The organism is Okeania sp. SIO2C9 (assembly GCF_010672455.1).
Lineage (GTDB): Bacteria > Cyanobacteriota > Cyanobacteriia > Cyanobacteriales > Microcoleaceae > Okeania.
In genome coordinates this window covers 100,639-115,586 of the sequence record NZ_JAAHGO010000025.1, presented here as the reverse complement: position 1 = coordinate 115,586, position 14,948 = coordinate 100,639, and the positions used below count along the sequence as shown (strand labels likewise).

Here is a 14,948-nt window from a genome sequence, read left to right as displayed (position 1 = left end):
TCGTTTGTGTAAAAGTTGGCGTGGATATTTGCAGGAAATTTAAGTTTTTTTCTTGCCTGTTGCCTGTTGCCTGTTGCCTGTTGCCTATTTACTATACAAGACCGATGCTACCGGACATGATATGACTTATGACTTCCGCGTAGCAGCACTAGAATATGAAAACCAAAAACGTAAGCATTTCCAGCGGACTGCTGGGCAAACAGCTATTAGCAACAAAACTCTTTCCTTAAAGACAATGTTTAAATTAAAAACTGACTTTAGAGGTTGTTTGAGAAGTCTCATTTGCTACATCACGCGCCCCCGCGCATCCCCCAAAATTGGGGGACTTTTACCAGGTAATGGATTCTTGTTCCCCCCATAATTGGGGGGCTAGGGGGCAAAATTCAGTATTAAACAACTTTTCAGATATCCTCTTAAGAACAAGGGAGACAACTTTTGTCGTAAGACAATTAATAAAGCTTTTATCCTAAATTAAAACCAATAGCTGATAGCTGACTGCTCATAGCTGAATGCTTACTTTATTTATCACTGTTCAACCAGACATGATATTATACAGCGCTTTTCAAATTGATGAACCACGTCTTTATACATCAAACCTCGTAGGGACGTTCCATGGAACATCCCTACTGTGATCTACCCAAATGAAAACTGCTGTAAGTTTTAAGACACTTGTCTCCCCGGGAACTCTCAAGCTCTGATTAGGAAATCATCTGCCTCCAAAGATTCTCCATTAGAGAAAATAGCAAAGCGATCGCCTTCTCCCAAACCATTCTCACTACCATTAGGATTGTAATATAACGTACTATTAGCAGAATCATAAACGATCGTTGCATCAGCGGTAAATACATCAGCTTCACCATCCACTATAGCAAATTCGCTACTATCTAGACTTTCTCCAGGAGTAGTTGCAATGGCAGAGAACACAGTCACATCCAAGATAATTTGATCTTGTCCAGATACAAAATCAGTAATTTCATCCACGCCTAAATTTGCTTCACTAAATGTTTTATTAGCAGCAAAGATAAATTTATCCTTACTCGCTCCCCCACTAAGAATATCGTCATCTTCTCCTCCGTTGAGGCGATCGCGATCGAGACCACCACTCAAACTATCTTCTCCACTGCCACCAAGCAAAACATCGAAACCCAGCCAACCAATTAAGCTATCGTCGCCACCATTCCCCTTCAAAATATCGTTTTCATAACCACCTTTGAGAGTATCGTCACCATCACCACCATTTATACTATCGTTACCCCGGTTGCCATAGAGTTCGTCATTACCAGCAAAGCCAAACATAACATCGTTACCACCGTTACCTTTCTGAACATCGTCTGCTGAAGTTCCCTCAAGTAGGTCGTTGTTGCTAGAAGAAATACTTGTTAAAATTTCCGAACCAGAAATCTCATCAACTAACTCAATATAACCTGTGCCAACTTCTCCTACTTCCTCTGCAAAAAAGTCTTTGAGGGTCAGATCCTCCGCTGTTTGGAAACTGCCATCTTGGTTGACATCTATAATTAGATCGGTATCTTCTCGATGCAAGTCTGACATAGAAGTTTCCATTCCTTCAAGAGTCAAAGTTTCGCGACCAGCTACTTCTTCAATCTCTAAACCTCCCACATCAGCAGCATTCAATTCAAATAATTCATTACCCGTACCGCCAGGAAGTACTCCATCTTCCACATCCTCCAAAGTTCTCACAGGTAATATTTGACCTCGAATATCACCAGGTTCTGGATTTTGGTTTGTATGGACCTGAACGTATAGGTTGCCATGAAATAGGTTAAATAGAGAGGTTGTCACTGGTTGAGTCCCCGGCATTTGAGCAGTAGGTAGAATGGCTATTTCTCCAGTAGGAACATCGCTTCCTTCTAGCAAACTTGCTGCAACTATGCTGTTTTCTGTCTTAGAGATAGTAATGTTTTCTGTTATCTCAACTGTTGCGCCATTGCCAAAATTGAGCTGAGTTCCCTCAAAAATATTGAGTTCATCTTGAGGTTCGCCATCTAGTAGTTTGATACCTAAAGTGCCATCATCGTAAGCTTCAACAACTTCAATTTCTAATTCAGGGGCTGTCCAGTCACCATAAACCCCATCAGACTTGGGTTCAGAATGGCGAGCAAAATTGGCAGCAGCATCCGACCAATCCCATTTACCTGTAATTGTTTCATTTTCGTAGTCTATCTCAATGTCATCATCATCTACGGATGGTGCCCCAAAGATATTCAAAACGTGACTACCATTAGTGCCATAATCGCGGTGGTGAAAGTGAATTTTGGTAACAGCATTATCGGTGGTACGTTCTGCGGGGTCTTCAATTAGATCAATTCCATTTAATTGAATCGTATATTCTATTTCTGTTTGTTCGGCATTGAGACTAAAAGTTGCAACTCCTGTAGCATCTGACTCTACTCCATTTTGACTGCTGTCTAAGAAGGCTTTAAATTCTTGAGCTGGTTCAGTCATGCCGAAGTTTTCCAGCAGATAGTTTTGAGCTGCCAGAATAGTATCTTGGTCTGCATCGGGAGCAGGAGAGAGATTTTGATTGTAGAGAATATAAACAGGATCGGAAGGAGCACTACCAGGAATATTAGTCTCAACACTGATTGGCAAAAGGTAAAGTCCGTCATCAATACCTGTAGGTGAATTCCCTTCCTGTAGTTCCATGACATAATGCCAGTGGTCGCTACCAGGTTCATTATATGTTGCATAATAGTATGGTTCTCCTTCTACAACATCTTCCCCTGTAGTGACTTCATTTGCGAATTCTACATACCATTCACCTTCATCGTTGACCAACCAGTTTTCTTGATACCAGGTCATTACCTCTCCACCTGTGGCCACAAAACTTTCACCATCCCAGACCTTCAACTCATCTAAAAAGTTTACTTGGAAATAAGTATTGCGTTCGGGATCGAAAGAATCATCGGCTGGACTACCGTCTACAGGAGTATCGTAGAACATATCTATTTGTGGTGTAAAGCCAGGAAAATAGGATGCGTTATCAGTATAGCGATAGTCGAAGGCAGTATCTGATTCTTCTATTACTCGGTCATCCCAAACCCCAACTGGCGATAAAGTGAGATAGTCGTCAGAAAATAGGTTTGTGTAGCCATTACTCACACTGTCATCTTTGCCAAGATAGGCTCTGATTTTACCTGTTTCATCTTGACCGAAATAGAATTGTAAACCGTGAAACACTCCAGAATAATATTTAATAACTTCTGGTAAAAAAGCGATCTCTGAAGTAACTGAACCAATGCGACTTTCTAAATCCCAAGTTCCACCTTTTAATGGGTTGCCCACCTGATGTTTGGAAGCAGCAATATTAGCTCCAGTTAGTTGATGTAAAAGTTGGATAAAGTTATTTGATTGACTGGCAATATTACAACTATAAAGTAATATATCAATAGTTCCCCATTCTTGCAAATATCCACTATATTTGACAATATTTTGCTCATTTATGGGTGTTTTTCCTAGATATAAAATTCCAGGATCGCCATGACAGACAATATGCAAACTATTAGTTGGATAGTTAGATAAAAGTTCGGTAATTTGTTCTATGCCATCACGGTTAGGGTCAATTAAAGCAACTTTTGTTTGTGGAGTAACTCCGGTGGCTAACTGGCGATAATTTTCTACTCTAGTGTCAATTACCATCAATCTTTTCTGCTGTCCGACTTGCTGCAACTTTTGGTTAATTGCTGTTGATTCTATAGTTTTTTTTAAGATTAAATTCATCTTGACAAATCCTCAAATTGATAAAAGTTAGAAAAATACCCTAATCTTTCAGTCAATATGTTGTCAAAAGACAATTTGTCAAAGATTAAGCAACTATAACAGTTTTTAGGTTGTAAATTCTCTTTTTTGTCAAAGGGACATCTACTACAAAATCTTTTTATCGCACTTATTATTCGTAACATTCTTTTTTTAAGTTGGTATAAATCTAGAGATATAATAGACATCTCCGATAATCAAAAATAAAATCCATTATCGTGCATAAATCATCAATTATTGCCCCCTACTGCCTACTGCCTCTTTTCCGGAGAAATATAATATGCAACGACCAATAGGTATAGATTTATTTGCAGGTGCAGGAGGTATGACTTTGGGCTTTGAACAAGCAGGATTTGATATACTTGCTTCTGTAGAATTAGACCCCATTCACTGTGCCACTCATCAATTCAATTTTCCTTTTTGGCCAATATTATGTCGTAGTATAGTCGATCTTACTGGAGATGATATTAGACAGTTACCAGATATTCAAAATAAAGAAATTGATGTAATTTTTGGCGGTCCTCCTTGCCAAGGTTTTTCTCTGATCGGAAAGCGCACTTTAGATGACCCACGCAATACACTTATAACTCACTTCGTTCGATTAGTTTTAGAGTTAAAACCTAAATATTTTGTCATAGAAAATGTCAAGGGATTAACTGTAGGAAAACATAAATTTTTTCTTGAGGAAGTCATTGATAAATTCGATAAAAATGGTTATCAAATTCAGCAACCTTACCAAATTTTAAATGCTGTCAATTATGGCGTACCACAGCATAGAGAAAGATTATTTTTAATCGGATGTCAAAAAGGTTTAATACTACCAAATTATCCTATAGGTAAAACATCAGAAAACTTGATAACTGTTAAGGAGGCAATAGGAGACTTACCAGAAGTAGAAAATTATCCAGAATTATTAAAAAGAGATTGGATAAAAGCAGAAAATGATTATGGCAAACCAAGCAAATATGCTAGAAAATTGCGTAATATTGAACGTTTTGATAACGATTATTCTTATAAACGCGAATACGATAAAACAATTTTAACTTCTAGTTTACGCACAAGACATACAGAAAAATCAAGAGAAAGATTTAATGCTACAGCACCAGGAAAATTTGAATCAGTAAGTCACTTTTATAGACTTAATCCTGATGGTATTTGTAACACACTCAGAGCTGGAACACCAAGTAGTAAAGGTGCATATACTTCTCCAAGACCAATACACCCATTTACACCTAGATGTATCACAGTTAGGGAAGCAGCAAGATTACATTCATACCCTGATTGGTTTAGATTTCATGTAACAAAATGGCATGGTTTTAGACAAGTTGGTAATTCAGTTCCACCCCTATTAGCAAAGGCGGTAGCTCAAGAAATTATTCATGTTTTAAATATTAAGCCAATTCAACCTAGAGGAAAAAAAATTAAGTTGGAAAAATGGGAAAATTTACAGTTTAATATGTCTATAGCTGCTAAAAAATATCAGGTAGACCTACATACTATTGCGCCAAGAAGTAGAAAAAAAAATAATTAGTTGATACTATATTAATCAAATTAACAAATAAACCCAGAATTTATTTATTTTCATATTCCCGCAGTCCTGCAACCGTAATGGTATTGATTGAACTGAGGACAAATTACCTAATGATTTTAGCTGCGATCGCCTCAGCTCCAATTAAAAAAAAGCGGTCGATCTTTGGAGCTTCCCATAGGGTGGGATGACGAGGAGACCTCCCCATATCTAATCGACCAAGAGAGAGGATATATTTCGGTTTCTTTCCTACTCACAGTTTTTTCCACTCCAGGTCTTCCTTACTCCCCTACTCTCTGCTCCCTTTTCACTCAAATTTATTGTCCTAACCAAAGAAGGTAATTTTTAAGTATTTTTTGCACAGCTGTTTCAACAATGAATAATGAATAATGAATAATGAATAATTACCTCTCCTTGAAAAGAAGAGGATTGACTAATAATGAAAAATTTTTTTCACAGGAGTCGATTGGATATGGCGAGGAGACCTCGCCATCCCTCGACCGCTTATTATCCCCTTAAAAGGGGAGGCGCATACCCACAATTTTTCGGTAATTAACTTCTATCACTACAAATTAATCAAAATCTGTTTGTGTAAAATCATCATTTGTCAATTCGTTATTATCAAAAACATTAAATATATCTATTTCTTTACTAGATAACTTATTAATTTGTTTTGCAAACTTAGAAGCTAATTCTTGAGTTTGAATTTGTAACTTTGGCCCTGAAATGCCCAGTCGAATAATCATATTGTCTACCACTGATGTCTGAATAATTGGCTCATTATTTACATAAGTACCATTAGCACCAAAATTGACCATCATCCAACCAGATGAATTTTTCCATAATTCTGCATGATGACGAGAAACTACTGCACTATAAATTATTACATCATTATCACTTGCTCTACCTATGTGAATTAATGATTTTGATTCAAAGTTCCAACGTTGAATTGGAACTAATTGGGTTGGATGTAATAAAGCTAAAGTAATCACTGATACTAATTTATTTAACTATACTAAAATTATTGATGTATTTGTAAATCATCTATACTGTTTTCTCGATCATCTTTTGAAATGTTAGAGTTTTTTCCCCATTGTGACTTTACCCCATCAATTTTTTCCTTAGCTTCTGCTGTCACTTCTTGAATTTTGGTAGAAAAATCATTTGAAGTTTGCTTACTTTTTCTGGACTTTTTTTCTGTAGACTTACTTTGAAATTCTTCTACTTTTTGTTTAGCTTGCTCTGTAACTACTTGTGCTTTTTCTTGAGCTTGCTCTTTAACAACTTTAGCAGTTTCTTGAAAACCTACAAGTAATTTTTTTGCTTCACGTTTTGCTACATTAATATGTTCTCTAGTTTTCACTAAATCTTCTTGTAAAAAATCTTGAACCAGACCTATTTTTTGAGTAACTCCTTCAGTATAACATTGAGGATTTTCTATAGAACTATTGACTACTATTACCCGTTTATTCCCAGCACTGGAAACTGCTTCTGGTGGCAATAAATAAATATTATTCAAAACACCTCGCCACCCATTAGATTTAAACAAATAATTAACTACTGCACCTGTTTTAATGTTGAGAAGGTATTCTACAATTAAACCTACTTTCTCCCCTGTATCAGTCCATACTTCATTTCCAATTATATTTACAGTATTATTGAATTCATCTAAACTCTCTTGTGTTGAGTCTCCATTAACTAGAGTAGCATCAGTGCCAATAGTCTCTATTTGTTTCCAAGCAAAAACTTTTTTCTGTTTACCAAAAATACCAGACTTACATATAAAACCTATGACTTGATGAGATTGAGTATTAAGGCACAATTGTTCTATTCGGCCCTGGTCTTCAACTGTTTTTTGGTCAAGTACCAACCTCTTTAACAGTTGACTATGTTTCATTACTTCTGGTATTTTATTCATAAATTTTACTCCTAAAACATGATTTTGATAAATTTATTGAACAATTTAAGAAGGAAATTTAACCCCTAAATAAATGGGAGCGGACTAAGCAGTTCGGGAAGGATTTTACGCTATTTAAGGCTTGTTCGTGAGGGGTTTACCCCGGATGATTGAGCTGCTACAAGTAAAAAATAAATGATATTATTTGTGGTCAAAAATATAAATTAATTACTATAGTAATCTTATTTGAGTTGTGAGATATCCTAGACTTTTAAGGTACAGGAAATAGGGAATGCTAAACACCGAAGCAATAAAATTATCATTAATAATTTCTGATTGCTATATATTAATAGTGTCATACCATATTTTTTTTAATAACATAGAGTTATGTCATTTGAATAAACATTTGTTGCAAATCCCCCTTACCTTTTCTTACATTTTATTTATATAACTATAACTAATATAAGTACAACAAATTTAGTATTATTTAAAGAGAATTACTTATACTTTTGATTAAAATTATATTCAAAATTTAAAGTATTTTTGTACCTATTACGATCAAACAAAAGCAAGATTACCCAATTTTATTATCTAGTAATATCATGTCCGATTGAACAGTTATAAATAAATGACAGAGGAGTCAGGAGGACTGAGTCAGGAGGGAAGAAAGAAAGAATAAGAAACAGTAGGAGAAGGAGAAATTTTTTTTATCACTAATTATCTGGACATAATATAACTAGTAAAGAAAACTCAATCACCAAACTTAATCTGAATTTATTACTCAAATAAATCATAAATTAGGTAAAATTATCTAGAAAAAGTCATCACAAAAATCAGATTATTTATTCATCAAACTATTCATCTTTTTTATCCCCAAAGAATTGTTTTTGTTGACATTCGAGATATAAATATAGTTTGTCTAAATCATTTAGTTGACTATAATTTTCCCTTTGTTTAATACTAGATACTTCTAATTGTTTGTCAATAGATATACCAATTTTTGCTTTAGAGCCAGTAATATTCACTGTCAATAAACTTACTATACTAACCTTCAGAATCGATTGAGCGTTAACCTACATAAAACACTGATACATAAATTAATAATTTCCTAATTATAATGATTATGTCTTAATTAAATATGATAACGACAAACTATGGAACTATAAAGAACTACATTATTATTTGAAATAATGCCCAATTTTAATTATATTTATAGTTCCCAAAGTCCAAAATCAGCCTAGCATATACTGAAGTGGATATAGCAGTATTAGCCTAATCACTTTTGCTATTAGAAATTTTAGTAGTGGTCTGTCAAGATAGTTTTGAGGGGTAACATTACCCAAAAAACATTACCTAAAAATGACATTGACAAAAATCTATACATCATTTCAAAGTTGACAGACCAGTAGAACATCTTAAACAATTTTTGATAATTACAATTTTAACTTCCCTGGCGGGAAGTCCCGCGCTCTCCCGTTGGCGGAGGATGGTGGCGGCAGCTATTAGGGGAGCGTCGGGATGAAAGCCAGGGCAAATAGTCGGATACCTCCACAAATAAAACCTTCCTATACTCTTGACAAGCTAGAAGGTATGCATGTTATCATCAAGGTAAAAACAGAGGGAGGACATCACCTCTGTCAAAACAGCGGTCATTTTTTTCATAATGTAAGAATCCCGCTTTGTCGCGCTATGCGCAACGTCGGGAGTATGTCAAGTTACTTAGCTTCATGTCTTCCTAATCACTAGGAAGACCTTAAGCTGAGGATTTTAATGACCCTAAAATCTAAAAACTGAGCTAAGAAATTTGAAATAGGAACGAAACTAAATCTCCTTTGCCCAAAGATATTCGATCTCCTGGCCTCAATTTATGTCGATTTCCTCTTGTCAAAGAAGTATTATTGACATAAGTACCATTAGAACTACCTATATCTTCAATATAATAACTATCTCCCTCTATTCTAATATCAGCATGACTACGAGAAACAACCTCAGAGTCAGGAAATCCCGAAACATCAATATCTGGTGGTACTCGGTCGTTAGGCTTACCTATATGAATTACAGATAAATTAACTGGTAATTCAATATCTGTATCTGTTCTAATATGAATTAACTTGGCAGACTGTTTTTGTAACTGAGTCTTGGCAGGAATTGGTGTTTTTTCAGTAGGAGATGGAGAAGTTACTACAGGGTTACTAATAGCATTAATAGTTTGTGGGGGTTCCTCAGTAGGAACTGGAGTATTAATGTTGCTAGATTTTTCTAAGTTTGGTGTACCAGACACTGGTATAGGTTCTAGAGTCACTAATGGATCTGGTGGATATAAGTCAGGTATATCTTCTGAAGGCATACCTGCATTCGTGCCAGATACTGGTGATACTATAGTTGGCATCACTGCTGGATCGGTTTGAGATAAAACTTGACCTTCCTCCATACCAGTACTAGCTTTCAAATCAAAGCCACATTGACCACAAAAGGCAGCATCAACTTGAACTGTTGCCCCACAGTTAGGACAATTCGTAGTTACAGGTAAGGGAGTGTAGCAAGCTTCACATTGTGTTGCTCCATCAGGATTCTGATGATTGCAATTCGGACAGACAATCATTGATCTACTCCTCGTTATCGGCCAGACGCTCAAAATACCGACATAAGAATCATACTTATCTTTAACTTTCAGATTCTATAGTAATCCTAATTCATTGTATAGCTAACATAATTATATTTCTTCATAGTGTTATTGTGGAAACAGGGCAAAGGTATTCAACCGCTCTAAAAACCTATAGCTACTTAATTACCTTCAAAACTGCGGTCAGACCCCCCATCGCCGTCAGGCGCAAGCGGTCGGAACCCCGCGAGGAAACCTCGCCATGGGAACGCCGACCAAAAGAGGGGTTTTGTACAGTAATGCTTGTAGATGGAAAAGCTCTAAGCAACAAGTACCAGAGAACTAAAGTTTTTTTGTTTGAACTATACCGTAGGGCATAAGTCCACAGGGTCTTGGAATAGAGCAAATGCTTGGGGAGAGAATCATCTCACCGATTAGATGTCGTAAGGTATTTAATTTAAGTGGATTCGGTATTGGCGTGGCCTTGCGGAGCGCAAACCAAGAATCCTGGTTTCAGGAGAATCTCCGCCCTTGACTGCCGGAGAGTATATCAAATCAGTGCTTAAATATTAACACCAGTTAGTAACCAATGTAGTTCCCCTTTAGATTGGATCAGGCGACTAGGATATTTCATTTCATCCCCTTTTTCTGCAAATACTTGATCCAATGCAGCTTGTTTATCTGCACCAGCAACTAGAAATATGACGCAACCAGCCTGATTAATTAGTGGAACTGTAAAAGTTAATCGCGGTTGGCCATCTTTATTCCCTACAGTAATGAGGCGATCGCTGATTTGCAAAGCATCTGTATGGGGAAATAAGGAAGCTGTATGGGCATCACCACCCATTCCCAGTAAAATCAAATCAAAACTAGGAACGTCTCCTGGTGAGACCTGAAAAAAATCTCGCAAATGAGCATCATGGCTATCAGCATCAGCTTCAGGGTCTCCAGCTCCTGTAGGCATAGCATGAATATTTGTGGGTGGTATGGGAACTCGGTCTAACCAAGCTTGCCTGGCCATTTTTTGGTTACTATCTGAGTGGTCAGGAGCTACATAGCGTTCATCGCCCCAGAAGACATGAATTTTATCCCAAGGTAGATTTTGAGTAGCTATGGACTCATAAAGCGGTCTTGGAGTATTTCCACCTGCTAAAGCTATAGTACATTGGCCTCGCTGTGAAATGGCCTCTTGAATTTTAGCCAAGCAAATTTCTAAGGCTTGCTCGATTAACTCCTCTTTACTTTGTAATAATTTAATCTGTTTGTTCATTTGAGCTTATTTGTGTTGTGCTAGAATGTGCTTACCTAGAAATATAATAATTCTTTGATAAATCTGGGCATCAAATTTATGCTACAGCGATTTTGATTCAGATGTCAGTTTATCTCGTTACCCCAAATAATATTAGTATTTGCTTAAGGTATTTATGATGGCAAAATTTAGGTGGTAAGCAGTTTAGTAATTAACAATTGAAAAAAAAGTTCTTGAGCGATAAATCATAGTATGTGTGTTTATTGTTGCTCACTGGATGCACCTTTTGCAGATTTTTAGTTCGATTACTAAATAATGAAACAAAAGTTATTATTGGCTCCAAATATTACGTTGGCCTAAAAAAATTCCTAATATCTCAAAAAATTCTAGTGTAGGTCTCATAAATAAAATTTTCTAGTTATCCCGCGATTAATGTCAGAGAAAAAACCATTAATAAAAAAACAAAACCTATGTCTACTCCCAAAAAATTACCCAATTCCATACGCTACTTTCGAGCCAGATTTCGTCATCTGACGAAACCCTTAGTTTGGGGGCCAATTGGTGTAGCTTCTTTAGTGCTATTATTTGCTTGGGAATTAACAGTCCATCCAGAATGGTTAACTCTTGAAGATGATGATTCAGTAACAAGCGGAGATATTGTAAGTGAAAATTTATCTCCTGAAGAAATTTCTATCATGAGCGATATTGACAGTTCTTCGGTGTTAATAAAAGATTTAAAAGATTCTGAAAACTCTCAATTTAATCCCTTAGTAGTTCCTCAGAAAATTTTACCCAATGAGCTAAAAGAAGAAAGCAAAAATGAATCTACTCCACAAAAAAACGCTACAAAATCTCAAGAAAATTTAGCCATACCTAAACCTCAAACAACAATTCCTAATATTCCTCCTCAAAATCAATTAGATAATTCTGAATTATTAACCTCTCCTCTGTTACGCAGTCTGAATATATTAGACCAAAACAATCAAGAAGAGAAAAAGGAAAAACCTGTAAATCCTCTACAGAATGCTATGGATGATTATCTGCGCTCTAATAATCAATCTCGAGCAACCTCAAATTATCAGCCTCAAAAAAATAATTTTAACCTCTCTCCCACTGAGATCAAACCTAGAGATATTAAACCTTCTCCTCTTCCTGGAATTTCAACATCCAATAGTTATCAATCTCCACAAAACAATAATTTGAATTCACCTTTACCACCGATAAATATTAATCAACCAAAACCTTATTATACAGATAGATCGGGTACGGCAAATCAAAATAATAATCCAAGCAATTCACCAGGATCTAACTATTCTCTCCAAGGGCAACCTACTAATCCAAATCTACCCTCATTACCAACAGTACCTAATAATTTAGTTAATAATCAAAATGGAGTAAATGGAGTTAACAATGGAAGAGTTCCTAGTTATTATAGTAATCAAGGATATCCGCAAAATCAGCAACAGCAATATAACTCTGGAGTTAATCCTAATCAGGTAAATCAAAACGTACCATCAAATCCTTCAAATAACCCTTTCTCCAGGCGTAATAATAGTTTTAATCGTGGATATGGCGAACGTTGGAATAATCCTTTTTAACAATAATTAAAATGGTTACAGCAGTTTTGATTTGGATAGACCACAGTAGGGACGTTCCATGGAACGTCCCTACAAGGTTTGCGGAATGCTTACTTAATTTGAGTGAATTTCATCAACTCATTTTGAATACATGATGTTGTTCAATAATTAATAATTAATAATTAATAATTAATAATTAATTATTGCCTCTCCTGAAATTTGAGTAAATTTCCTCAACTCATTTTGAATACATAATGTTGGCAATAAGACTATTCTCTTACTTGTTAATACTGTGCAATTTTCAATAGTAACGGATAAAGCAGGAATCATATTTTGCTCTAGTTGATAAATAATTGTCTCTGCTAAATCATACTGACTAATTAATTCTTTATCAGCTACATATCTAGGATTATAAGCTGTTAGATCGAGTAACCAAAAATCTATTCCATACTTTTGAATAAAGTTATTAACCTCTTCTGGATTAGAAGTATATTGAGCCTGAATTAAATCTTTTGCTCTTTGACTAAACTGAGCATAATAGTCTGTATGATAAGGCAAACTATATTCCTGGGCGACTAAAGTGGAACGTTGGGCAAAAGTAGGAATATTATCTGATTCTTTAGATATGGAAGCAATTAATGTATCTTTCGGTTGTGCTAGTAAATATTCATATAATTCTATTTCTTTGCCTTTAATGTAGAACTGATTATCTATAGTTAGGTCTTGGGAAAAAGGAATAATGCTTAATATTGCTAATAATAAAATTGTGCAGCCGAGATATATTCTTTGTAGAAAAGTTAAGCCATTTTTTAGCTGAGAAATAACTTGATTCAAATAACTATCCAACCATATTGTTAAAGCAATACCAGCAGCTATTGGGATCGTGACTCGCATACTATGATAAACATATCTATTGGGGAAATGAAGCTGAAACAAAAAAGCATGAGCTAGGAAAAATAATCCAATAGATGCTAGTAAAATTTGAATTAATATTTCTATCTTTAAAGAAACCCGTTTTGCCAGAGGAAATTTTTGACTTTTTCCCAGTACAAAAGGTAAGAATAATGAAGCGATCGCTAGTGGAGGTAAAAATCCTAAAAATAATATCCCGCTCCTCGGTCCTATTAGCCAAAAAATCAAAGGATTTTCGTGAAAAAAGAATGCTCTGCCATAGTTACCATCAACATAGTTAAAAATTGGTTGTAATTTAGCTTCCGCAGCAGTAATAATTGACCCGAATTCCGTAGCAGAAAGTTTGTATGGTAAAAGTATAATTGCAGCAGTTATGATTGCTCCTAAGCATAGCCAATAATTTAATCGGACTGAAGTAAATTTTAACCGTTTTTTATCGTAGGAAAATAGTCTAATAGTTAAGATAGTTACTGATAGTAAAACAGTGTGAGGATAAAAAATAGCTTGGAGAGCGATCGCTACTAATACAGGAAAGAAAGAATTTCGGAGTAAGTAATATAAGAATGCTAAAAAAAGTGGATAGAAAAATGCTCTGGGAGTAGCAGAAACTAAGTCATCTTCCATCCATAAAGTTTGATTTAAAATCAATGAACTAAAAAAACCTACGGCAGGAATAGGTAGAATTTGTAAACTTATTCCAAAACAGTAAATTGTCGAAATTAATCCGATAAATATTGGTAATAATTTACCTAAAAAAATGGGGTCGATACCTAAAGATGTGATGAGCGAATAAAAAGTTTTATACCCCCACGGAGCTACTGATTGAAAATAGTCAGCAATGAAATCTTGAGGAAATAATTCCGAATCTAAAAAACGACGCATCCAAAATATATGTTGTCGTGCATCATCTTGGATAAAATATTCATTTTGGAAGGATACTTTTAGAGATTCAAAACCATAAGTTAAGACAATAGCTAAACTTAAACCAAACCAGAATATCCAGCTTCGATTGATCAAATTTTGATGTAAGAGCGATAAAAATCTACTAATTCTTAATTTGGATATTAAAGGATTTGTCATATTTGATTATAGATTAGCGATGTTATAATAAATGATATGATTGCCAATCGTTGTTGAGTCTGAATCATTTTTTCCAATTTATTGTAAGTTATTACTTTTGAATGCATGACTTTTGACTTTTAACTTTTAACTTGATTATAGAGCTACTGATTGAAAATAGTCAGCGATGAAATCTTGAGGAAATAATTCTGCATCTAAAGAGCTACTGATTGAAAATAGTCAGCAATGAAATCTTGAGGAAATAATTCTGCATCTAAAAAACGACCCATCCAAAATATATGTTGTCGTGCATCATCTTGAATGAAATATTCACTTTGGAAGGATAC

9 protein-coding genes are annotated in these 14,948 nt (G+C 35.3%); 2 read left to right on the top strand and 7 right to left on the bottom strand.

Annotation, left to right across the window (positions count from 1 at the left end; all coding sequences use genetic code 11):
- Positions 1-687: 687 nt before the first annotated feature.
- The gene (locus F6K23_RS20310; RefSeq protein ID WP_293159171.1) at positions 688-3,741 is read right to left on the bottom strand and encodes a DUF4347 domain-containing protein; all 3,054 of its coding nucleotides are present in this window, start codon (positions 3,739-3,741) and stop codon (positions 688-690) included.
- Between the two features lie 316 nt (positions 3,742-4,057).
- Between F6K23_RS20310 and F6K23_RS20305 the strand changes: the two genes are divergently transcribed.
- A complete protein-coding gene (locus F6K23_RS20305) occupies positions 4,058-5,308 on the top strand; it encodes a DNA cytosine methyltransferase (RefSeq protein ID WP_293159169.1) in 1,251 nt (416 codons plus the stop codon).
- 569 nt (positions 5,309-5,877) lie between these two features.
- Here F6K23_RS20305 and F6K23_RS20300 read toward each other — a convergent pair.
- The 5 genes from F6K23_RS20300 to pgl all read right to left on the bottom strand — a co-directional run bounded on the left by F6K23_RS20300 (position 5,878) and on the right by pgl (position 11,074).
- Positions 5,878-6,297: an FHA domain-containing protein gene (locus tag F6K23_RS20300; protein ID WP_293159167.1), complete on the bottom strand. Its 420-nt coding sequence runs from the start codon at positions 6,295-6,297 to the stop codon at positions 5,878-5,880.
- Between the two features lie 29 nt (positions 6,298-6,326).
- Positions 6,327-7,223 carry a PRC-barrel domain-containing protein gene (locus F6K23_RS20295; protein WP_293159165.1) on the bottom strand — a complete coding sequence of 299 codons (897 nt, stop codon included), beginning with the start codon at positions 7,221-7,223 and terminating at the stop codon, positions 6,327-6,329.
- 833 nt (positions 7,224-8,056) lie between these two features.
- Positions 8,057-8,233, bottom strand: a complete 177-nt coding sequence (locus F6K23_RS20290; RefSeq protein WP_293159163.1) for a hypothetical protein — start codon at positions 8,231-8,233, stop codon at positions 8,057-8,059.
- 764 nt (positions 8,234-8,997) lie between these two features.
- The gene (locus tag F6K23_RS20285; protein WP_293159161.1) at positions 8,998-9,804 is read right to left on the bottom strand and encodes an FHA domain-containing protein; all 807 of its coding nucleotides are present in this window, start codon (positions 9,802-9,804) and stop codon (positions 8,998-9,000) included.
- A gap of 562 nt (positions 9,805-10,366) precedes the next feature.
- Positions 10,367-11,074, bottom strand: a complete 708-nt coding sequence (gene pgl / locus F6K23_RS20280) for a 6-phosphogluconolactonase (protein ID WP_293159159.1) — start codon at positions 11,072-11,074, stop codon at positions 10,367-10,369.
- A gap of 449 nt (positions 11,075-11,523) precedes the next feature.
- On the opposite strand from pgl, the gene F6K23_RS20275 reads away from it, so the two are divergent.
- Positions 11,524-12,651: a hypothetical protein gene (locus F6K23_RS20275; RefSeq protein ID WP_293159157.1), complete on the top strand. Its 1,128-nt coding sequence runs from the start codon at positions 11,524-11,526 to the stop codon at positions 12,649-12,651.
- A gap of 168 nt (positions 12,652-12,819) precedes the next feature.
- Here F6K23_RS20275 and F6K23_RS20270 read toward each other — a convergent pair whose 3' ends face one another.
- Positions 12,820-14,622, bottom strand: coding sequence for a hypothetical protein (locus F6K23_RS20270; RefSeq protein ID WP_293159155.1), 1,803 nt, complete (start codon positions 14,620-14,622; stop codon positions 12,820-12,822).
- Positions 14,623-14,948: the final 326 nt, after the last annotated feature.